Below are 20,944 nucleotides of genomic sequence, written 5' to 3'. Positions count from 1 at the left end.
ACAGCGTTTACAGTTCTCTGCATGACGGAAGCCATCAGCGCCGATCGTCAGCTGTCCGCCCTGCGCGACCTCGCCGAGCGCGAGCTGGTCCAGGGGATCCTGCCGTTCTGGGAGGCGCATGCCTTCGCCGAGGACGGGACCCTGCGCGGCGGAGTGAGCGACGATCTGGACTATCTCGACGACCTCCCGCGCCACGCGGTCCTCGCGGCGCGGATCCTGTGGACCTTCTCCGCCGCCGCGGATGCGGTTCCGCACGGGCGCGACCGTCTCCTCGCGACCGCGCGCCGCGCGCTCGATCAGCTCACGGGCCCCATGTGGGACGCGCAGTTCGGCGGCGTGTACTGGTCGGTCGACGCTCAGGGAGCGGTGCTCGACGAGCGCAAGCAGATCTACGCGCAGGCCTTCACCATGTACGCGCTCGCGCGCTGGGCGAGGGTCGCCGGTGACGCGGACGCGCTCGCGCGGGCCCTCTGGCTCGCCTCGACCTTGGACGGCGCCGCACGCGACCGCGAGTTCGGCGGCTACGCCGAGGCACGGGCGCGCGATTGGACGCCTACGGAGCGCACCGCGCTGTCGGAGCTCGACCCCGACGTGCCGAAGTCGATGAACACCAACCTCCACGTGCTCGAGGCGCTCACGGAGCTGCTGCGCGCCTCGGTCGACCCCGCCGTGGCGGAGGCGCTCGAGACGCTCCTGCGCACCACGCTCGACTGCATCGTCGCCGAGGCGCCGTTCGCGCATTGCGCGCTTTACTTCGACGAGGACTGGGACCGTCGTTCCGACGGTGTGTCCTACGGCCACGACATCGAGACGTCGTGGCTGCTGTGGGACGCGTGGGAGGCCCTGTCCGCGCACGGGCTCGAGGACGCAGACCTCGAGTGGCGCACGCGCGAGGCCGCGCTCGCTCTCGCGGAGGCCGTGCGCACGCACGGCGTCGCCGCGGACGGCGCGGTGCTCTACGCGGGCGGGCCGGACGGGCCTACGGACCGTGACCGGCACTGGTGGCCGCAGGCCGAGGGCGTGGTGGGCTGGCTCAACGCGTTCCAGCTCGCCGGGCGCTCCGAGGACCGGCGCGCCGCGATCCGCGCGTGGGACTTCATCGAGCAGCACGTGGTCGACCGCGAGCACGGCGAGTGGCACGCGCGCCTCGACGAGCGCAACCGGCCGCTGTCTGGAGGGACGGGCGACCTCAAGATGGGGCCATGGAAGTGCCCCTATCACAACGCCCGCGCGTGCCTGGAGGTGCTCCGCCGCATCGACGCGTGACCCCTAGGCTGGTCGCGTGACCAGGATCATCGCGGGCCGCTGGGGCGGACGTCGCATCGCCGTGCCGCCGCGCGGCACCCGGCCCACCACGGACCGCGTGCGCGAGGCGGTGTTCAGCCGCCTCGACCACCAGGACCTCCTGCGCGGCGCACGGGTGCTCGACCTGTTCGCGGGCTCGGGTGCGCTCGGGCTCGAGGCGGTGAGCAGGGGTGCCGCCTCGGCCACCCTGGTCGAGGCCGATGCGCGTGCCGTCTCCGTCCTGCGCGGCAACGTGCGCGATCTGGGTGCGGCGGGCGCGGTGACCGTGGTGAAGGAGCGCGTACGCCCGTACCTGTCGCGCGCGGGGGAGCCGTTCGACGTGGTCCTGCTCGACCCTCCCTACGACATCGCGCGCGAGGACCTCGCCGCGGTGCTCGTCGCCGTGGGCGACAGGCTCGCGGAAGGCGGCGTCGTGGTCCTCGAGTGGGCGTCCCGCGCGGGCGACGCACCATGGCCGGAGACCCTCGAGCCGGTCGCCTCGAAGGCCTACGGCGAGACGGCGATCCACTATGCCGCCCGGTTGGAGCGCGAGGGCGACGGCGGTAGCGTCGAGCCATGACCACCGCAGTGTTCCCCGGTTCCTTCGACCCGATGACCTGGGGCCACGTCGACATCGCGACGCGTGCCCGCTCGATGTTCTCGAAGGTGGTGATCGCGGTCGCGCACAACTCGACCAAGTCGCCGCTGCTGGACCTCGACACGCGCGTCGAGCTCGCGCGCCGGGCGGTCCAGCCGCTCGAGGGAGTCGAGGTGACCGCGGTCGACGGGCTGCTGGTCGACTTCTGCAAGGACATCGGCGCCGGGGTGATCGTCAAGGGGCTGCGCGGCGGCGCCGACTACGACTATGAGCGCCCCATGGCGCTCATGAACCGCTCGCTCACCGGCATCGAGACGGTGTTCATCACCGGCGACAACGCGCTCAGCCACGTCGCCTCCTCGCTCGTGCGCGACGTCGCGCGCCACGGGGGCGCGATCGGCCGGTACGTGCCGGACGGCGTGGTCGACGCGGTCGCGGCGGCGCTCGCGGCCGAGCGCGCCTGAGGCCGGGCGCGCCTGAGGCCCGAGCGCGCCTCGCCCCCCGCATCCCCGCCCCCCGCCGGAATGGGGCGGTGATGGTCGCTTCGCCCGGCCGCGTGCGCGCCATGGGGCATCGGGCGCCGGGTGTCGGGGGACGAGGCGCGGCCGACTGCGAGTGCCCCAAGGGAGGCAGCGGTGGCGCGATAGCGACGCTGAGCGCCCCATTCGGAGATCCGGCGGCGCGAGGCGTGGCGCGAGGCGCGGCGCCGCGGAGCACGCGCGCATGCGAGAATGGTCCGTCGGCCGGCCCACCCGGGTTGGCCGAAACCGCCCGCATCGCGTACAGTTGTGGGCTGGCCCTGCCGACAGGCGAGGCCGAGGTCCCCGCGGACCGGAACGACCAGGAGGCGCGTGTGGCTCACACTTCACGCCCTGCACCCTCGCCGTACACCTTCTCTGTTCGAGACATCGTGCGGCGCCCGGGCGCGCAGCGCATCGTCTCTGAGGTGTTCCCGGCCCCCGCGGTCCTCGGCACCGATCTGATCGGGGTGCCCGAAGGCGCGGAGGTGCGGCTCGACCTGAGCCTCGAATCCGTGCAGGAGGGCATCTGGGTCTCCGGAACCGTCAACGGGACGGCGATCGGGGAGTGCGGACGATGTCTGGACCAGGTGCGGCAGGAGATCGCCGCACCGGTGCAGGGGCTGTTCGAGTACCCCGACGCGCGCAACGCGGGCGAGGACGAGGACTCGGAGGACGTCTTCGGATTCGATGGTGAGAACCTCGAGCTCGAAGAAGTGGTGCGAGACGCGGTGGTGACGAGCCTCCCGTTCACACCGCTGTGCAGCCCGGACTGCCCGGGCCTGTGCGACCAGTGTGGCGCGCGGCTCGCGGATGATCCGGACCACGCGCACGAGGTGCTGGACCCGAGGTGGGCCGCACTCCAGAGTTTTACCGACGAGAAAGAGAGTTAGCCGTGGCTGTTCCGAAGCGCAAGATGTCGCGCAGCAACACGCGTGCACGTCGCTCGCAGTGGAAGACGACCGCTGCCAACCTTTCGACGTGCCCCCAGTGCAAGGCCGACAAGCTGCAGCACACTGCGTGCCCCACGTGCGGTGCCTACAACGGGCGTCAGTACGTCGAGGCGCTGCGCACCGAGCACGCGGGCTGACGCCCGCGCGCGGTGGCGTGACGCGAGCGTATGAGCATTCCGGGGCAGCAGTCAGCTGACGCCCTGATCAGCAGGTTGGGTGTCCATGTGGACCCCGACCTGCTGGTGCTCGCGCTCACGCACCGCTCGTTCGCGTACGAGGCCGGAGGCCTCCCGACGAACGAACGACTGGAGTTCCTGGGCGACTCCGTCCTGGGAGTGGTGGTCACCGACCGCCTCTACCACGCCCACCCCGACCTGCCCGAGGGCGAGCTCGCGAAGATGCGGGCCGCCTGTGTCTCGCAGCGGGCCCTCGCGGTCGTCGCCCGTGAGATCGGGCTCGGCCCCTGCATCCTGCTGGGCAAGGGCGAGCGCGCCACCGGCGGGAACGACAAGGACTCGATCCTGTGCGATGCCTTCGAGGCGGTCCTCGGATCGATCTACCTCAGCCACGGCATCGACGTCACGCGCGAGGTCATCCTCCGCCTGCTGGGCCCGAGCCTCGCGGCCGCAGCCACGTCGGGCGTCGCGCTCGACTGGAAGACGTCGCTGCAGGAGGCCTGCGCGGAGCGCGGCCTCGGAAGCCCCGTGTACTCCGTGACCGGCGAGGGGCCGGACCATGCGCGCCGCTTCACCGCCACGGTCCTCATCGCGGGCGAGCCCAAGGGCTCCGGCACAGGCACGGCGAAGAAGCACGCCGAGCAGGACGCCGCGGCCGAGGCGTACGCCGCCCTCACCACCGCCGACTGACGCGGCCGCATGCCTGAGCTGCCTGAGGTCGAGGTGGTCCGTCGCGGCCTCGCCTCGCTTGTCGCGGGCGCGCGCATCGCCGACGTCGACATCCGCCGCGACTCATGCGTGCGGCTCCTTCCCGGTGGCCCCGCCGAGTTCGCCGCCGAGGTCCGCGGCCTGACGCTGTCGCGCCTCGTACGCCGCGGCAAGTTCCTGTGGGCCGAGCTCGCCCCCGAACCCGGGGACGATGCGCCCCTCCTCGCGCTGTCGGCCCACCTGGGCATGTCGGGGCAGTTCCGGGTCCACGTCGACGCCCCTGAGCCGCACCGGCACTGTCGCGCCCGCCTGACCCTGACGGACCCGGCGCTGACGCTCGACTTCCTCGACCAGCGCACGTTCGGCTACCTCCACGTCGAGCCGCTGGTCGCCACGCCCGACGGCGGACCCGGGGGCGAGGGCACCGTGCTCCCGCTGCTGCCCCTCTCGGTCGCCCACATCGGGAGGGACGCGCTCGACCCCGCGCTCGATCACGCTGAAGCGTCGCGCGCGCTCCGGCGCGGCACGCGCGGCATCAAGCAGGTGCTGCTCGACCAGACGGTCGTGAGCGGGATCGGCAACATCTACGCGGACGAGGCGCTGTGGCTCGCCCGGGTCCATCCCGAGCGTCCCGCCGAGGCCGTCACCGCATCGTCCGCCCGCACGCTGCTGGGCGCGGCGCGCGAGGTCATGTCGCGCGCCCTCGCACAGGGCGGCACCTCCTTCGACGCGCTCTACGTCAACGTCAACGGTGAGTCGGGCTACTTCTCGCGCTCGCTCGAGGCGTACGGGCGGGAGGGCGAGCCGTGCTCGCGGTGCGGCTCGCCGCTGCGCCGCGCGACCATCGGGGGTCGCTCGACCCACTGGTGCGCGCGCTGCCAGCGGCGTTGGTCTGCGCGTCGCGCAGGTCCTGGGTCCTAGGACCGCTGTAGCATCTCCCTTATGTCTGACATCACGGTGCTGGTGCTCGACGACCACGAGGTCGTCCGACGCGGAATCTGCGACATCCTCGAGCGCGCGGACGGCATCGCCGTCGTCGCCGAGGCCTCGACCGTGGCGCAGGCCGTGCGCCGTGCCGAGGCCGTGCGCCCGCAGGTCATCCTGTCCGACCTGCGGCTGCCGGACGGCACGGGCCTGGACGTCATCAACCACGTCCGCGCGAAGCTGCCCGACACCCACATCGTGGTGCTGACCAGCTACGACGACGACGAGGCGCGTGCCGCGGCCCGCAACGCCGGCGCCGACGTGTTCCTCGCCAAGACCGCCGACTCGCACGAGGTCCTCAAGGCCGTCCGCGACGCCGCCAGCGGCCGTGAGCACGGCCAGCACATCAGCGTGCACGAGGACGACGTGGTGGCCCGCCTCACCCCGATGGAGCGCCGCGTGCTCGACCTCGTGGGCGCGGGCCTGGCCAACCGCGAGATCGCGGAGAAGCTGGGCATCGCGGAGAAGACCGTGAAGAACCACGTCACGAGCGTGCTCGCGAAGATGGGCCTGCAGCGTCGCACGCAGGTGGTCGCGTGGGCGACCGCGAAGCGCGCGCACTCCTTCCGCGGTTGACCCCCACCTGACAGAGGCAACGGAGTTCGGCGCGACACGCCGGCACAGACCGGGCCGGGAGCCGCGACACGCAGGCGAACCGGGACTCACTCCGTTGTGAGTGTCAAGCGGAGGGCTAGCGGCCCGCCGCCTCCACGTTCCACTCCGCCACCGTGCCCGGCCGCGCCGCGCCGGGGCGCGAGGGCGCGAGCGTGAAGGTGCCGTTGCGGCGCAGCGCACGGTTCGCCAGGTTCGACGTGCCGGAGTGCCGGTTGGTCGCGCCGCCGGGGCCGATGCCGTCGTCGGACACGGTGACCGCCACACGTCCCTCGTCGCCCGAGATCGCCATGTAGACCGAGGTCGCCTCGGAGTGGCGCGCCACGTTGGACAGCAGCTCGCGGACCACCGCGACCACGTCGTCCGACAGGGACGGGTCGCCCGCGATGGCGTGGGAGACCTGCGCCCAGTCGACCTGGATGCGCGGCGCGAAGCCCAGCGAGTCCGTCCCCATGACGATCTCGCGGCGGATCCGCTCCGAGATCGGCTCCGAGGTGCGGTGCCCCGCGAGCGAGCTCATGACGCCACGGACCTCGCGCTGGGCGCGCTTGACGTGGTCGAGCGTGCGGAGCAGGCGCGTGGACAGCCGCGGCTCGAGGTCGCCCGCGATCGACTCGATCTGCATCGCGGTCGCGAACAGCTCCTGCGACACGAAGTCGTGAAGGTCGTCCGCGAGCCGTTGCCGCTCTTCCAGGAGCGTGGTCTTGCTCTTCACGTGCTGGAGCTCGGCGACGGACAGCGCCATGGCCGCCTGCGTCGCGAAGCGCTGCGCGATCTCGAGGTCTTCGAAGGAGAAGGAGGGCATGCCGCGGTCGCGCCACAGCATGAGGAGCCCGACGGGACGATGCTCGGCCGACAGCGGCGCGTACATCGTGGGGCCGAATGACTGGACCGCCTCGAGGACGATGCTCCCCGGGGGCTCGGTCGCGATGACGCCCTCGCCCGAGCGGATCGCCTCGATCGCGCGCCCCTCCTGGGGCAGCTCGAGCCCGAGCAGCTCGGAGGCGCGCGGGCCGGCGGTGATCTCCATCGTCCACGTCTCGTCCATGCCGGGGAGCACGAGCGCGACGTTCACGGCGCCCGCGAGGTCCTTCGCCGACCTCACGATCGTCTCGAAGACCTCCTCGTCGCCCGGATCCGCGAGCAGCGCGGTGGTGATGTCCTGCGAGGCGGTGAGCCACCGCTCGCGCGCGAGCGCCTTCTCGTACAGCACGGCGTTGTCGATCGCGACGGCGGCGGCGGCGGCGAGCGCCGCGACCGCGGCCTCGTCCTCCGGCGTGAACTCGCCGGGCTTGCTCGCGAGGTAGAGGTAGCCGAACACGCTGCCGCGCACGCGCAGCGCCGTGCCCAGGAACGAGCCCATCGGCGGGTGGTGCTTGGGCATGCCCTGGAACGCCGGATGCTGCGTGAGGTCGGCGAGCACCAGCGTGCCCTCGTCGGGGATCTGCCCGAGCACGCCGACGGCGTTCGGTGCGCGCCGGATGTGGTCCCACACCCCTTCGGGCATGCCCGTGTAGTGGAAGTCGACGCTGATGCCCTCGTCGTCGAGCACGTTGATCGCGGCGAACTTCGCGCCGGTCTGCGCGACGAGCGCCGTCAGCAGCATGTCGAGCGTGTGATCGAGGTCGAGCTCGAGGTTGAGCGACACGATCGCATCGGTCATCGCGTCCGACAAGCGGGGCTCCTTGCGGGGGGACGGTTCAGTCATCGAGGCTCACCACCGAATCCGCGAGGTCGAGCAGCGCGAGGTCGTGGGTGACGAGGACAACCGTACGGCCCTCGCGGCGCATCCGGGTCACCATCGCCCGCACCGCGTCCGCGCCCGCATCGTCCAGGTGCTCGGCGGGCTCGTCGATGAGGATCACGGGCGCCGGCACGAGGCTCGTGCGCGCGAGGAGCAGCCGCCGGCGCTCGCCGCCCGACACGGTGCGCCCCCCGGCGCCCAGCTCGGTGTCGATCCCGTCGGGCAGGCCCTCGACCCAGCCGTCGAGCCCCACAAGCGCGAGGGCGTCCCACGCCTGGGTCTCGTCGACGTCCCCGCGCGCCACGCGCAGGTTCTCGAGCACCGTGGTCCCGAACACGTGGGCGTCCTCGGCCGTCATCGCGACCACCGCGCCGGTGAGGGCGGGCGAGGACGATGCGCCGCCGACGCGCACCGTGCCGCTCGCCGGCGGCAACGCGCCCGCGAGGGTGGCGAGCAGCGTCGTCTTCCCCACACCTGAGCGTCCCACCACGGCGAGGACCTCGCCCGGCGCGACGTGCGCCGTCACGGGCCGCGTGGGCGTCATCCCGGGCCAGGCGACGCTCAGCGCGTCGAGGGAGAGGGACGATGCGCCGGGCGCCGGGACCGCGGCGTCACCGGCGGCGCCCGTGGTCGCGGCACCCGCGTCCTCGGTGAGCTCCGCGAGCCGGCGCGCCGCGGCGGCCGAGCGGTAGTACTGCTGCACCGCGGGCGGCACCGTGCCCACGGCCTCGAAGGCCGCGAGGGGGAGCAGGGCGACCACCGCGGCGAGCGGGCCGTCGAGCTCGCCCGCCTGGACCGCCAGCACGCCGAGCCCGACCAGCGCGACCAGCGCGATCCCGGAGAACAGCGCCTGGGAGCCGGCGGCCCACGCCGCCGGGCGGGCGGCGAGCTCGTGGGCGTGCTCGGCCTCCCGGTCGGCGCGGGCGAGGGCGGCGGTCGCCTCGTGCGCCGTGCCCCAGGCGCGGTGCTCGGTGGCGCCGTCCATGGCGGACAACGCCGCCGCCGACACCTCGGCGCGGGCGCGGGTGCCGACGACGGCCGCGATGCGCGCCGACCGCGCCGTCAGCAGCGCCGGGACCCCGCCCGCGAGGACGAGGCACAGCGCCAGCACGGCTCCCGCCGGGGGCAGGATGACCGCGACGATCGCGACCGCGATCGCGGAGACGGACACCGCCACCGCGAGCGGGATGACCGCACGCACCAGCACGTCGCCGATCGCGTCGAGGTCGGCACCCATGCGCGCGACGATGTCCCCGCGGCGCAGGCCCAGGATCACGCGCGCGTCGGAGCGGGCGAGGCGATCGTAGGCGCGCTCACGCAGCGTCACCACGCCGCGCAGGGCGGCGTCGTGGCTGGCGAGGCGCTCGAGGTAGCGGAACAGCCCGCGCGAGATCCCGAAGAATCGCACCACGGTCGCGGCGAGCGCGATGTCCGCGGGGGAGGGCATCTGCGCGGCCTTCGCGATGAGCCACGCGGCGACGGCGGCGAGCCCCACCGCGGAGCCGAGCGCCATCGTCCCCGCGAGCACCGCGCGCACGACGGCCCAGCGGGACACGCCGGTGTCGCGGATCGCGTCGCGCAGGACGGCGAGGTCGGAGCGTGGTGCCGCGCTCATGCCGTCGCCTCAAGCCGGGCGGCGGTGACGTCGACCACCGCATCGGCGGCGGCGAGCACCTCCGCCTCGTGGGTGGCGACCACGACCGTGGCGCCGCCGTCGGCGAGCGCCCGCATCCCGGCGATGACCTCGGCGCGGGAGGCACGGTCGAGGTGCGAGGTGGGCTCGTCGAGCAGGACCACGGCCCGGCCGGACTCGAAGGCGCGAGCGAGCGCGGTGCGCTGACGCTGGCCCAGCGAGAGCGTGCGCCCGGCGGGTCCGAGGTCGGGCCGTTGAGGGACCCAGGCGACGTGCGCGAGCCACGAGGGCTCGTCGACGGCGGCGTCGGCGCTCAGCACCGCCGTGCCGTCCACGCTGACGGCGCCGGCATCCGGCGTGAGCAGCCCGGTGAGCGCGAGCAGGGCGGTGGACTTGCCGTCGCCGTTGGGGCCCCGCAGCGCGGTGATCGTGCCGGGGGACGCCGTGAACGAGAGCGCGGCCGGCGCCAGGCGTGTGCCCGCCGGGGTCGCGACCGAGAGGCCCGTCACGGTGAGCGGGAGGCCCCGCGGGTCGGGCGCCGGGCCGAGCGTGGCCCTGGAGGGCGCGGCGTCCGCCTCGTCGAGCAGCGCGAACGCTGCATCGGCCGCCGCCAGGCCGTCCGCGGAGGCGTGGAAGTGCATGCCCACGTTGCGCAACGGGAGGTAGACCTCCGGCGCGAGCACGAGCACGGCGAGCGCGGTCTCGATGCCGATGCCGCCCGCGACCAGGCGGAAGCCCATCGTCACGGCGACGATCGCGACCGCGAGCGTGGTGAGCAGCTCGAGCACCATGCCTGACAGGAACGCGACGCGCAGCGAGCCCATCGTCGCGCGGCGCTGCGCGTCGCCGAGCTCGCGCACGCGCGAGGCCGGGCCGCGCTCGCGCCCGAGCGCCTTGAGCGTGGGCAGCCCTTCGATGAGGTCGAGCGTGCGCGCCCCGAGGCGCTGCATCGCCGCGAGGTGGCGCTCCGAGCGCTCCTGCGTCACGAGGCCGACGAGGATCATGAAGACGGGCACCAGGGGCAGCGTGGCGACGACGATGACCGCAGAGAGCCAGTCGAGGCCGAGCACCACCACGATCATCACGGGGGTCACCGTGAGCGCGAGCGCGAGCTGGGGCAGGTACCGCACGAAGTAGGGGAGGAGGTCGTCGAGCCCGCGCGTGACGAGCGTCGCGGCCTGGGCGGTGCGGCCGCCCGTGTCCCAGCGGGGTCCGCGTGACGCGACGTGCGCCACCACCATCTCGCGCAGCCGGGCGACCACGCGCACGCCCGCGCGGTGCGCGAGACGCTCCTGGAGCCACGCGATGGCGGTGCGCGCGAGCACCACCGCGGCGAGGGCGGCGAGGCCCGTCGCGAGGGTGCGGGTCCCCTCGGGGATCAGGCGACCCCACCAGTGCAGGCCGTCCTCCGTGAGCGGGGCGGGGGCCAGCACCGGTGCGAGCAGGCGCGCGATCAGCAGCGCCTGGGCGAGGATGAGCAGGGCCGTCAGAAAGCCCAGGCCCGCCGTCACGAGGATGTAACGGCGGGCCGGGCCGATCCGACGGATGAGCCTCGGATCGAGCGGCTTCAAGGAGCGTCAGCCCTTCGTGAAGGTCAGCTCGGTGTGCTCGGGGATGTGCTCGAGCGACAGGCGCTTGCGGAACACCCAGTAGGTCCATGCCTGGTACGCGAGCACCACCGGGGTCATGATGACGGCGACCCACGTCATCACGGTGAGCGTGTAGTCGGTCGAGGACGCGTTGTCGACGGTGAGCGAGTTCGCCGGGTCCAGCGCCGGCATGACGTTGGGGAACATCGCACCGAAGATGAGCGTGACGGCCCCCACGATCGCGATCGCGTTGGCGATGAACGCCCAGCCGAAGCGACCCTTGAGGGTCGAGAACCACGCCCCGACCAGCGCGACCGCGGCCAGCGCCACGGCGGCCCAGGTCCACGTGTTGCGGGAGTAGGCGAGCTGGGCCCAGACGGCCCAGGCGCCCGCGACGGCGATCGCGACGAGCGACGCCTTGCGCGCGAAGGCCTCCGCGCGCTCACGGATCTCGCCGTCCGTCTTGAGCGACAGGAAGATCGCACCGTGCGACAGGAACAGCGACAGCGTCACCAGCCCGCCGAGCAGGGCGAACGGGCTGAGCAGGTCGAAGAAGTTCCCCACGTACTGGTGGTCGGCGTCGAGCTCGACGCCCCGCACGAGGTTCGCGAAGGCGACTCCCCAGAGGATGGAGGGCACCCACGCCGAGCCGATGATCACGTAGTCCCAGCGCGTGCGCCACGTCTGGTCGTTGATCTTCCCACGGTACTCGATCGCCACCGCGCGCACGATGAGCGCGACCAGGATGAGCAGCAGCGGCAGGTAGAAGCCTGAGAACATGGTGGCGTACCACTCGGGGAACGCCGCGAAGGTCGCGCCGCCCGCGGTGAGCAGCCAGACCTCGTTGCCGTCCCACACGGGGCCGATGGTGTTGAGGACCACGCGGCGGCCCTTGTTGGACCGGCCGATGATCGGCATGAGCATGCCGACGCCGAAGTCGAAGCCCTCGAGGACCAGGTAGCCGGTCCACAGCACCGCGATGAGGATGAACCAGAATTCTGCAAGTTCCATGAGCGGGGACTCCTCAGTACGCGAACGACAGCGGCTTGAACGCGTCGTCGTCGGTTCGGACGGTGGGCTCCTCGACGTGCGGCGCGCCCTCGCTGGCGTACCGCTGCATGAGGCGGAACCAGAACACGGCGAGGATCGCGTACACGACGGTGAACGTGATCATCGAGGTGAGGACCTCGCCGGCGCTGACCGAGCTCGAGTAGCCGAAGAGCGTCATGAGCATGATCTGATCGGACCCTGTCGGGTTGGGCGCGACCACGAACGGCTGGCGGCCCATCTCGGTGAAGATCCAGCCGAAGCTGGCGGCGAGGAACGGCATCGGCAGCGACACGAGCGCCAGGATCTTCATCCAGCCCTGCGTCACCACCCCCTTCTTGCGGGTGAACCACAGGATCCCCAGGGCGAGCGCCGCGGAGAAGGCCGCGAGCCCGATCATGAGGCGGAAGGACCAGTACGTCACCGCGAGGTTGGGCCTGTACTCGATCTCCTCGCCGTCGGGCGTGGTGGCGCCGTAGCGCTCGGCGTAGATCTCCTGGAGGTCGTCGAGGCCGGTGACCTCCGCGCTCCAGTCGCCGGTCGCCAGGTACGAGGTGAGGCCGGGGATCTCGATGAGGTGCGTCACCGAGGAGGGGTCGTCTCCGGCGAGATTGCCGATCGCGAGCAACGAGAACGGCGCAGGCTGCTCGGTCTCGACGAGCCCCTCGGCCGCGGCCATCTTGATGGGCTGCTGCTCGAACATCAGCTTCGCCTGCACGTCGCCCGTGATGATCACGGCGATGCCTGCGAGGATCATCGTCACCGCGCCGAAGCGCGCGGCCGTGCGGTACATCGGGAGATCGGCGTGATCCGCGGCCTCCCGGTGGCGGCGCACCATCCAGTAGACGGCGATGCCGGCGACGAACGTGCCGGCGACCAGGAACGCCGTCGCGATGACGTGCGGGAACGCGACCAGCGTCGTGTTGTTGGTGAGCACCGCGCCGATGTCGGTCATCTCGGCGCGACCCGTCTCGGGGTTGTACTCGGCGCCGACGGGGTGCTGCATCCAGGAGTTCGCGGCGATGATGAAGTACGCCGACAGCAGGGAGCCGATCGAGAAGCACCACACCGACAGCAGGTGCAGCTTCTTGGGCAGTCGGTCCCACCCGAAGATCCACAGGCCCAGGAACGTCGACTCGAGGAAGAACGCCAGCAGCGCCTCCATCGCGAGCGGCGCGCCGAACACGTCGCCGACGAACCGCGAGTACTCGGACCAGTTCATGCCGAACTGGAACTCCTGGACGATGCCGGTCGCGACGCCGAGGGCGAAGTTGATGAGCAGCAGCTTCCCGTAGAACTTCGTGAGGCGGAGCCACTTCTCCTTGCCGGTCCGGACCCATGCCGTCTGCATGATCGCGACGAGGAGGGACAGACCGATCGTGAGCGGCACCAGGACGAAGTGATAGACGGTGGTGATGCCGAACTGCCAGCGCGCAAGCTCGAGCGCTTCCATGGGCGGGGACCTCCTAGGTTGCTTAAGCAGAGAAACTAGTGCGGAGAGCGGCCGACCGCATCGGGACGATGGTCCCGGCTCTCCCGCACGCACCAGCATCGTCGCGTGGCGCACGTCCTCTGGCAGGGATCACGCCGTTGTGGCGGCGCGCAGATCCGCGACGCCGACACGCGGATGCCCGGGATCCGAGCGGCCTGTGACACAATGGCGGGCAGGTCAGACGTCCAGCCACACCGGACGCCAACCGCGCGACAGACGCAGCAAGGACGCAGCAGCCAGTCTCGACCGATCTCGCCGGCCTACAGGCCGGAGGCGGGAAATCGGGGATAGGCGCTCACCATCGCCGCTGTCCGCCGCGACCAGCAGACTTCCGTGGCCACGCATCGTGAGCCGCGAACGACGATGATGTCGGGACCGCGTGTGGGCGGTCTCGATTCGAGGTACCCGCGTGAGCGAGGAAAACACCACCCCCGACAGCCCCGTGGCCGCGCCCCTGTTCCAGGCGCCCGAGCCCACCCGTTCGCGCCGCGCCTCGGCGCCGGCCGGCCCACCCGTCGCGGTGACGCCGCCCGCGGCGTCGCCGTTCTCGGCGCCCGAGCCCGCGGCGCCCGCCGCATCGTCCTCCGCCGACGCCGAGGACAAGCCCAAGCGCAAGCGCTCGAGCGCGAAGAAGAAGCCCAAGGCCGACAAGCCGGCGGACGGCGCTGCCGAGCAGCCCGACGCGGTCGAGGCCGCGGCAGATGCGGCCGATGCCCCTGCCCAGGGTGAGGGCGGCTCCGACGACGACTCCGACGGTGACGGGGCGGCGCGCCGTCGCCGCCGCCGCGGAGGTCGCGGTCGCGGCAAGAAGAAGCCCGGCGAGGCTGGCGAGGCGGCCGAGGGCGCCGAGGACGCGCCCGCCGACACGGCCGAGGCCGAGAAGCAGTCCGACGAGGCCGACGACGAGGGCGCCGACGGCTCCGGTGCGGACGGCGAAGGCGAGGGCGGCTCCCGTCGCCGGCGCCGCCGCAGCCGCGGCTCGCGCTCCGGGTCGGGCTCCGGCTCGACCGGCGCATCGTCCTCGAACGACGACCAGCTCCAGGGCTCGACCCGCCTGCAGGCCAAGCGCCAGCGCCGCCGCGACTCGCGCGACGGCCAGCGCCGCCGCCCCGTGATCTCCGAGGCCGAGTTCCTCGCGCGGCGCGAGTCCGTCAAGCGCTCCATGGTGGTGCGCGAGAAGGACAGCCGCGTCCAGATCGCCGTGCTCGAGGACGATGTGCTGGTCGAGCACTACGTCTCGCACCAGGCGCAGCAGTCGATGGCCGGCAACGTCTACCTGGGCCGCATCCAGAACGTGCTGCCGGGCATGGAGGCCGCGTTCGTCGACATCGGCCGCGGCCGCAACGCCGTGCTGTACGCCGGCGAGGTCAACTGGGATGCCGCGGGCCTCGAGGGCAAGGCCAAGCGCATCGAGCTCGCGCTCAAGCCCGGCGACACGGTCATGGTGCAGGTCACCAAGGACCCGATCGGCCACAAGGGCGCTCGCGTCACGTCGCAGATCTCGCTCGCGGGCCGCTTCCTGGTCTACGTGCCCGGCGGCGGCGTCACCGGCATCTCCCGCAAGCTCCCCGACACCGAGCGCAACCGCCTCAAGAAGCTGCTGCGCGAGGTCATCCCGTCCGACGCCGGCGTGATCGTGCGCACCGCCGCTGAGGGCGCCTCGGAGGAGGAGCTGCGCGCCGACGTCGAGCGTCTCAAGCGCCAGTGGCAGACCATCCTCGACGAGTCGAAGCCGGGCACCAAGGCGCCCAAGCTCCTGCGCGGCGAGCCCGACATGGCGATCCGCGTGGTCCGCGACATCTTCAACGAGGACTTCGACTCGCTCACCATCCAGGGCGACGACACGTGGAACTCGCTGTCCATGTACGTGGGCCAGGTGGCGCCGGACCTCATGCCGCGCCTGCACAAGTTCGCGGGCGACCGGGATGTGTTCGCGGAGTCGCGCATCGACGAGCAGCTCGCGAAGGGCATGGACCGCAAGGTCTGGCTGCCCTCGGGCGGCTCGCTCGTCATCGACCGCACCGAGGCGATGACGGTCATCGACGTCAACACGGGCAAGTTCGTGGGCAAGGGCGGCACGCTCGAGGAGACGATGACGCTCAACAACCTCGAGGCGGCCGAGGAGATCGTGCGCCAGCTGAGGCTGCGCGACATCGGCGGCATCATCGTCATCGACTTCGTCGACATGCTGCTCGAGGCCAACCGCGACCGCGTCCTGCGCCGCCTCATCGAGTGCCTGGGCCGCGACCGGACCAAGCACCAGGTGGCCGAGGTCACGTCGCTCGGCCTGGTCCAGATGACCCGCAAGCGCGTGGGTCAGGGGCTGGTCGAGGCCTTCTCCGAGACCTGCGAGCACTGCAAGGGACGCGGCTTCCTGGTCCACGGCGAGCCCGTGGCCGAGGCGAGCGAGAAGCAGCCCGAGACGCGCCGTTCGCGCGGCTCGCGCGGCGGCCAGCAGCACCAGCAGAAGCAGCAGGGCGGCTCGCAGGGCGGCCAGCAGCAGCCGAAGCAGCAGCCGGAGCCCAAGCAGCCCGAGCCCGAGCAGCACCACGGCCCGGTGCAGGGGGAGACCCACGCGCTCGACGACCGTGAGGAAGCCCGTGCCGCCGTCAAGGCGACGCTCGCCTCGATCGCCGCCGCCGCCGAGAAGGCGCACCACCACGACGAGGTCGTGACGGACGCCGGGGACGCCGAGCGCGTCATCGACGTGCCGATCGTCCTGCCGGAGCCCGAGCAGGCGGCCGACGACCAGTAGGTCCGCCGCCTTCTGTGCACGAGGCGCGTCCCGCGAGGGGCGCGCCTCGTCGTTTCTTGGGGGTTGCGCCCTGCGAGGTCCTCGGCGCTCGGATCGCCCCGCGGTCGGGCGCTCCTCACCTCGCACGATCGCCGGCAAGCTCCGTTGACATCGCGCGAGCGTCGCCGATACCGTTCGATCTGCCACGTCGGTCAACTGTGATCGCCGGTCGGGCGGATGCGCGCGGACCAGGGGGGATGCCAAGTCATGTCGCACACCAGAACGCGTTTCATCGCAGTGCTCGTCGCCATGGTGATGACGCTCGTGGTCGCCGTGTCCGTGGCGCCCGAGGGGCGAGCGGCGTCGTCGTCGTTCAGCTCGACGACCACGACGGTGACGCAGTACCGGTCGCACACCCAGTCGATCTACCTCTCGAGCGTCAAGGCATGCATCCACTACCGCGTCGGCGCCAACATGACGTCCACGTTCCGCGCCTACGCCCGGCCGTACAGCCCCTACGAGGCGTACATCGTCGAGTCGCCCAAGACCGTCGTTGCTGATCCGCGCATCGCGGTGTGGGCGACGACCACCTGCTCGAGCACGACCCCGGTGAAGCTCTCGAGCCTGGAGTCGAAGATGGTCGTGCGGCACCAGGAGTGCAAGCCCAGCGGGCTCTCGCTCAGCGCCTCGGCGCCGTGGAGCATCGGTGCGTCCGCGACCTACTCATGCACCTCCACGAAGTCGGCGTCGAGGAACCAGGTGAACCGGAACGCGTTGTCCTCGTACGCCTTCTACAACACAGGCAAGTCGATCACGCTCAACTTCGGCAAGCTGCCGCTGCCCTCGGCCAACACCGTGGCCGTGTGGCCCGACTCCACGACAGCGAAGTCGTGCATCAAGGTGGGTGTGAACCTGGTCATCGTCCGTGGAAGCGCCTTGGACGACCCCAAGCTCAAGGACGCCACGCTCTGCACGACCAAGCCGATGCCGTGGTGACCTGCGGGCCTGCCTCGTGCGGATCCCACCGTTGTCGCATGGCGTGGGCGCACCCGCGTCGAACGGTGCGTCCGCGGTCGAGTGCCAGCCGGTAGAATCGTCGACGTGCACGCCATCGGCGGCGTGTCGGGCTCCACGCGATCCGCACCGTCGGTGCGGTGCGGGGAGCGACCCGCCGAAGGGGCCGCCCGGTTTGACCGGGGCCGGGTGCAGCGGGTACATTTGTACGTCGGCGCGCCGAGCGCTGAGGCCCTGCCTGCGCCCTCTGGGGAGCGGCTGCGGCAGGAAATCTGACCCCGTTCGGGGTTCATCAACGAGTTTCACGAGGAAAAATCATGGTGTACGCGATTGTGAAGGCCGGTGGCCGCCAGGAGAAGGTCTCCGTGGGCGACATCGTCGTGGTCGACCGTCTGAAGGCAGACGCCGGTTCGACCGTCGAGCTCGCTCCGGTGCTGCTCGTCGACGGTGACAAGGTCACCGCCGACGCGAAGGCGCTGGCCAAGGTGAAGGTGACCGCCGAGGTCGTCCGCGACGAGCGGGGCCCGAAGATCACCATCCTCAAGTACAAGAACAAGACTGGTTACCGCAAGCGCATTGGTCACCGCCAGGACCTCACGCGCCTCAAGGTCACCGGCATCAAGTAAGCGAGGAGACACTCATGGCACACAAGAAGGGCGCGAGCTCCTCGCGCAACGGTCGTGACTCGAACGCCCAGTACCTGGGCGTGAAGCGCTTCGGTGGTCAGGTCGTCAACGCCGGCGAGATCATCGTCCGCCAGCGTGGCACCCACTTCCACCCCGGCCTCAACGTCGGTCGTGGCAAGGACGACACCCTGTTCGCGCTGACCGCCGGTGCGGTCCAGTTCGGTCAGCGTCGGGGCCGCAAGGTCATCGACATCGTCGAGGCGTAAGCACCTCGCACACAAGCTTTTCCAGTCAGGGGCGGCGCCGCAAGGCACCGCCCCTGACTCATCTCTAGGCTGGGGACGATGCGGGGGAGACCCGCGGCATCGTCCGGTCCGGCCGCCTTCAGGAGGCACTCATGGCATCGTTCGTCGACCGCGTGACGCTGCACGTCACGGCGGGCAACGGTGGCCACGGCGTCGCCTCCGTGCACCGCGAGAAGTTCAAGCCGCTGGGCGGCCCCGACGGCGGCAACGGCGGCCGGGGCGGCTCGGTCATCCTCGTGGTCGACCCGCAGGTCACCACGCTGCTGGACTACCACCACGCGCCGCACCGCACCGCCGAGAACGGCAAGCAGGGCGCCGGCGACATGCGTCACGGCGCCAACGCCGCCGATCTGCGCCTGGGCGTGCCCAGCGGCACGATCGTGAAGTCGCGCGAGGGCGAGTTCCTCGCCGACCTCGTGGGCGAGGGCGCGGAGTACGTGCTGGCTCAGGGCGGCCGCGGTGGGCTGGGCAATGCGGCCCTCGCGACCCAGAAGCGCAAGGCCCCCGGCTTCGCGCTGCTCGGCGAGCCGGGCGAGGAGGCGTCGGCCGTCCTCGAGCTCAAGTCGATCGCCGACGTCGCGCTCGTGGGCTTCCCGAGCGCCGGCAAGTCCTCGATCATCGCCGCGATGTCTCGCGTGCGCCCCAAGATCGCCGACTATCCGTTCACCACGCTGGTCCCCAACCTGGGCGTGGTCGAGTCCGGCGGCACCAAGTACACGATCGCCGACGTGCCCGGCCTCATCGAGGGCGCCTCCGAGGGCAAGGGCCTCGGCCACGACTTCCTGCGTCACATCGAACGCTGCTCCGTGATCGCGCACGTGCTCGACACCGCGACCCTCGAGACAGAGCGCGACCCGCTGCGCGACCTGGACATCATCTCCAAGGAGCTGCGCGCCTACTCGGGAGACGAGGCGATCAGCGGCGTCCCGCTAGCCGAGCGCCCCCAGATCGTCATCCTCAACAAGGTCGACATCCCGGACGGCAAGGACCTCGCCGCCATCGTGCGCCCGGATCTCGAAGAGCGCGGCATGCCCATCTTCGAGGTGAGCGCCGTGAGCCACGAGGGTCTGCGCGAGCTGGGCTTCGCCCTCGCCGCGATGGTCACGGAGGAGCGCGCGAAGGTGCCGGTGCTGGAGAAGGCGCCGATCGTCCTGCGGCCCAAGGCCGTCGACGAGTCCGGGTTCACCGTCACCCACGTGCGTGACGGCGCGGAGGACTACTACCAGGTGCGCGGCGCCAAGGTCGAGCGCTGGGTCAAGCAGACCAACTTCGCCAACGACGAGGCCGTGGGCTACCTGGCCGACCGTCTCGCGAAGGCGGGCGTCGAGACCGCGCTGTTCAAGGCCGGCGCGACCCCCGGCTGCGAGGTCGTCATCGGCCCGCGCCAGGGCGGCATCATGTTCGACTGGGAGCCCACCATGATGGCGGGCGCCGAGCTCCTCGGTCAGCGCGGCTCCGACCTGCGCATCGAGCAGCACGAGCGTCACCACCGCGCCACGCGCGCGGAGAAGCGCCAGGAGTTCAAGGAGAAGATGGACGCCCGCGCAGAGGCCCGCAAGGAGCTGTGGACCGAGCGCGACGCCGGCCACTGGACCGATCCCTCCCAGGACGACGAGTAGCCTTCTCGCAGGTATCCGTCCCCCGGGAGGTCATGTGAGCGAGGCGCGCACGGCGGTGGCGCAGGCACGGCGCATCGTCGTCAAGGTCGGGTCGTCGTCGCTCACGGGACCGGGCGGGCAGCTCGACGAGGCGCGCCTCGGCGCGCTCGTCGACGTCCTGGGCGCGGCGCGGCGCGAAGGCCGCGAGGTGCTGCTGGTGACGTCCGGCTCGATCGCGGCGGGCATCGGCCCGCTCGGGCTCGCGGCCCGCCCCACCAACCTCGAGCTCCAGCAGGCCGCCGCCTCGGTGGGTCAGGGCAAGCTGGTCCACGCGTACACGGTGGCGTTCGCGCGGTTCGGCCTCACGGTCGGTCAGGTCCTGCTCACCGCGGACGACATGGTGCGTCGCGCGCACTACGGCAACGCACGCCGCGCGCTCGAGTCGCTGCTCGCGCTCGGCGTGGTGCCGATCATCAACGAGAACGACACGGTGGCGACGGACGAGATCCGCTTCGGCGACAACGATCGCCTCGCCGCGCTCGTCGCCACCGCGGTGCGAGCCGACGCGCTCGTCCTCCTCACCGACGTCGACGCCCTCTACACGGCGGCTCCCGGCACCCCGGGCGCCCGCCGCATCGTCTCCGTCGCGGGTCCGGAGGACCTGCACGGCATCGACATCTCGCGCCGCGGCTCCGCCGTGGGCACCGGCGGCATGATCACCAAGATCGAGGCGGCGTCGCTCGCGACGGCCTCGGGCGTCCACGCGGTCCTCGCGGCGGCGCACGATGCGGCGCGCGCCGTCGCCGGCGAGGACGTGGGGACGCTGTTCCTGCCCACGGGCAAGGCCGAGACCACGCGTCTGCAGTGGCTCGCGGACGCCGCCAAGACCCGCGGCGGCATCGTGCTGGACGACGGCGCGGTGCGGGCGCTGCGTGGACGCCAGGCGTCCCTGCTGGCGGCCGGCGTGGTGGAGATCCGCGGCGACTTCGAGGCGGGGGAGCCCGTCGACCTGCTCGCGCCGGACGGCGCGCTGGTGGCCCGCGGCTTCGCGGGCTTCTCGTCGGACGAGGCGGACCGCATGAAGGGGCTGTCGACGGAGGCGCTCGGCGAGGTGCTGGGCGAGGCCTACGCGCGCGAGCTCATCCACATCGACCACCTCGTGGTGCTCTGACCCGCCCCGCCCCGCCCTGTCCGACACTTCCAACGGATCGAGTCCCGGTTCGCGGGCGTGTCGCGGCCGTGTTCGGGCGACACGCCGCGCACCCGGGACCAACTCCGTTGCTGGTGTCAGGGAGTGGGGCGGGGATGGTGCCACACGGGCCTGGGCAG

At 71.9% G+C, this 20,944-nt stretch carries 19 protein-coding genes; 14 read left to right on the top strand and 5 right to left on the bottom strand.

Features of this window, described 5'->3' with window-relative positions; all coding sequences use genetic code 11:
* Positions 1-21 precede the first annotated feature (21 nt).
* From AOM09_RS11455 to AOM09_RS11420, 8 genes are all read left to right on the top strand, one after another.
* The gene (locus tag AOM09_RS11455; RefSeq protein WP_062388484.1) at positions 22-1,266 is read left to right on the top strand and encodes an AGE family epimerase/isomerase; all 1,245 of its coding nucleotides are present in this window, start codon (positions 22-24) and stop codon (positions 1,264-1,266) included.
* 16 nt (positions 1,267-1,282) lie between these two features.
* A complete protein-coding gene (gene rsmD, locus AOM09_RS11450) occupies positions 1,283-1,864 on the top strand; it encodes a 16S rRNA (guanine(966)-N(2))-methyltransferase RsmD (protein WP_062388481.1) in 582 nt (193 codons plus the stop codon).
* On the top strand, positions 1,861-2,346 hold the full coding sequence (coaD, locus tag AOM09_RS11445; protein WP_062388478.1) for a pantetheine-phosphate adenylyltransferase: 486 nt from the start codon (positions 1,861-1,863) through the stop codon (positions 2,344-2,346). The genes rsmD and coaD overlap by 4 nt, the downstream gene beginning before the upstream one ends.
* Positions 2,347-2,735: 389 nt before the next feature.
* A complete protein-coding gene (locus tag AOM09_RS11440) occupies positions 2,736-3,293 on the top strand; it encodes a YceD family protein (RefSeq protein WP_062388651.1) in 558 nt (185 codons plus the stop codon).
* 2 nt (positions 3,294-3,295) lie between these two features.
* Positions 3,296-3,490, top strand: coding sequence for a 50S ribosomal protein L32 (gene rpmF, locus AOM09_RS11435; protein ID WP_062388475.1), 195 nt, complete (start codon positions 3,296-3,298; stop codon positions 3,488-3,490).
* Between the two features lie 30 nt (positions 3,491-3,520).
* Positions 3,521-4,219, top strand: coding sequence for a ribonuclease III (gene rnc, locus AOM09_RS11430; protein WP_062388472.1), 699 nt, complete (start codon positions 3,521-3,523; stop codon positions 4,217-4,219).
* 9 nt (positions 4,220-4,228) lie between these two features.
* The gene (gene mutM, locus AOM09_RS11425) at positions 4,229-5,158 is read left to right on the top strand and encodes a bifunctional DNA-formamidopyrimidine glycosylase/DNA-(apurinic or apyrimidinic site) lyase (protein ID WP_062388470.1); all 930 of its coding nucleotides are present in this window, start codon (positions 4,229-4,231) and stop codon (positions 5,156-5,158) included.
* Positions 5,159-5,179: 21 nt separating this feature from the next.
* A complete protein-coding gene (locus AOM09_RS11420) occupies positions 5,180-5,797 on the top strand; it encodes a response regulator (protein ID WP_062388467.1) in 618 nt (205 codons plus the stop codon).
* Positions 5,798-5,912: 115 nt separating this feature from the next.
* Here the strand turns inward: AOM09_RS11420 and AOM09_RS11415 are convergent, their stop codons facing one another.
* From AOM09_RS11415 to AOM09_RS11395, 5 genes are read right to left on the bottom strand one after another with little or no spacing between them, the layout of a single operon-like run.
* Entirely contained in the window at positions 5,913-7,508 is a 1,596-nt protein-coding gene (locus tag AOM09_RS11415; protein WP_062388464.1) for a GAF domain-containing sensor histidine kinase, read from the bottom strand.
* Positions 7,509-7,533: 25 nt separating this feature from the next.
* Positions 7,534-9,192 (bottom strand): thiol reductant ABC exporter subunit CydC, encoded by a 1,659-nt coding sequence (gene cydC, locus AOM09_RS11410; RefSeq protein ID WP_062388463.1) that lies wholly within the window; start codon positions 9,190-9,192, stop codon positions 7,534-7,536.
* Positions 9,189-10,781: an ABC transporter ATP-binding protein/permease gene (locus AOM09_RS11405; RefSeq protein ID WP_062388460.1), complete on the bottom strand. Its 1,593-nt coding sequence runs from the start codon at positions 10,779-10,781 to the stop codon at positions 9,189-9,191. The genes cydC and AOM09_RS11405 overlap by 4 nt, the downstream gene beginning before the upstream one ends.
* 6 nt (positions 10,782-10,787) lie before the next feature.
* Entirely contained in the window at positions 10,788-11,810 is a 1,023-nt protein-coding gene (gene cydB, locus AOM09_RS11400; RefSeq protein WP_062388457.1) for a cytochrome d ubiquinol oxidase subunit II, read from the bottom strand.
* Between the two features lie 13 nt (positions 11,811-11,823).
* Positions 11,824-13,299, bottom strand: a complete 1,476-nt coding sequence (locus AOM09_RS11395; RefSeq protein WP_062388455.1) for a cytochrome ubiquinol oxidase subunit I — start codon at positions 13,297-13,299, stop codon at positions 11,824-11,826.
* A 448-nt stretch (positions 13,300-13,747) separates the two neighbouring features.
* Between AOM09_RS11395 and AOM09_RS11390 the strand changes: the two genes are divergently transcribed.
* The 6 genes from AOM09_RS11390 to proB all read left to right on the top strand — a co-directional run bounded on the left by AOM09_RS11390 (position 13,748) and on the right by proB (position 20,786).
* On the top strand, positions 13,748-16,093 hold the full coding sequence (locus AOM09_RS11390) for an Rne/Rng family ribonuclease (RefSeq protein ID WP_439644985.1): 2,346 nt from the start codon (positions 13,748-13,750) through the stop codon (positions 16,091-16,093).
* A gap of 246 nt (positions 16,094-16,339) precedes the next feature.
* Positions 16,340-17,068, top strand: a complete 729-nt coding sequence (locus AOM09_RS11385; protein ID WP_156162350.1) for a hypothetical protein — start codon at positions 16,340-16,342, stop codon at positions 17,066-17,068.
* A 335-nt stretch (positions 17,069-17,403) separates the two neighbouring features.
* A complete protein-coding gene (rplU, locus tag AOM09_RS11380; protein ID WP_062388441.1) occupies positions 17,404-17,712 on the top strand; it encodes a 50S ribosomal protein L21 in 309 nt (102 codons plus the stop codon).
* A 14-nt stretch (positions 17,713-17,726) separates the two neighbouring features.
* Entirely contained in the window at positions 17,727-17,978 is a 252-nt protein-coding gene (gene rpmA / locus AOM09_RS11375; protein WP_062303964.1) for a 50S ribosomal protein L27, read from the top strand.
* Between the two features lie 131 nt (positions 17,979-18,109).
* Complete coding sequence (gene obgE / locus AOM09_RS11370; RefSeq protein ID WP_062388438.1) at positions 18,110-19,636, top strand: GTPase ObgE; 1,527 nt, start codon at positions 18,110-18,112, stop codon at positions 19,634-19,636.
* Between the two features lie 34 nt (positions 19,637-19,670).
* Positions 19,671-20,786: a glutamate 5-kinase gene (gene proB, locus AOM09_RS11365; RefSeq protein WP_062388435.1), complete on the top strand. Its 1,116-nt coding sequence runs from the start codon at positions 19,671-19,673 to the stop codon at positions 20,784-20,786.
* The last annotated feature ends 158 nt before the right edge of the window (positions 20,787-20,944 follow it).

It is taken from the genome of Demequina iriomotensis, from assembly GCF_000971395.1.
Taxonomy (GTDB): Bacteria; Actinomycetota; Actinomycetes; order Actinomycetales; family Demequinaceae; genus Demequina; species Demequina iriomotensis.
Note: the sequence above shows the minus strand (reverse complement) of the source record. Positions and strands in the feature narration are given on the sequence as shown.

What these genes read in the sequence shown, in the direction of transcription:
- AOM09_RS11455 (WP_062388484.1), top strand. Translation starts at nt 22, where the DNA reads ATGACGGAAGCCATCAGCGCCGATCGTCAGCTGTCCGCCCTGCGCGAC.
- coaD (WP_062388478.1), top strand. Translation starts at nt 1,861, where the DNA reads ATGACCACCGCAGTGTTCCCCGGTTCCTTCGACCCGATGACCTGGGGC.
- rnc (WP_062388472.1), top strand. Translation starts at nt 3,521, where the DNA reads ATGAGCATTCCGGGGCAGCAGTCAGCTGACGCCCTGATCAGCAGGTTG.
- mutM (WP_062388470.1), top strand. Translation starts at nt 4,229, where the DNA reads ATGCCTGAGCTGCCTGAGGTCGAGGTGGTCCGTCGCGGCCTCGCCTCG.
- AOM09_RS11420 (WP_062388467.1), top strand. Translation starts at nt 5,180, where the DNA reads ATGTCTGACATCACGGTGCTGGTGCTCGACGACCACGAGGTCGTCCGA.
- cydC (WP_062388463.1), bottom strand. Translation starts at nt 9,192, where the DNA reads ATGAGCGCGGCACCACGCTCCGACCTCGCCGTCCTGCGCGACGCGATC.
- cydB (WP_062388457.1), bottom strand. Translation starts at nt 11,810, where the DNA reads ATGGAACTTGCAGAATTCTGGTTCATCCTCATCGCGGTGCTGTGGACC.
- AOM09_RS11395 (WP_062388455.1), bottom strand. Translation starts at nt 13,299, where the DNA reads ATGGAAGCGCTCGAGCTTGCGCGCTGGCAGTTCGGCATCACCACCGTC.
- AOM09_RS11385 (WP_156162350.1), top strand. Translation starts at nt 16,340, where the DNA reads ATGTCGCACACCAGAACGCGTTTCATCGCAGTGCTCGTCGCCATGGTG.
- rplU (WP_062388441.1), top strand. Translation starts at nt 17,404, where the DNA reads ATGGTGTACGCGATTGTGAAGGCCGGTGGCCGCCAGGAGAAGGTCTCC.
- rpmA (WP_062303964.1), top strand. Translation starts at nt 17,727, where the DNA reads ATGGCACACAAGAAGGGCGCGAGCTCCTCGCGCAACGGTCGTGACTCG.
- obgE (WP_062388438.1), top strand. Translation starts at nt 18,110, where the DNA reads ATGGCATCGTTCGTCGACCGCGTGACGCTGCACGTCACGGCGGGCAAC.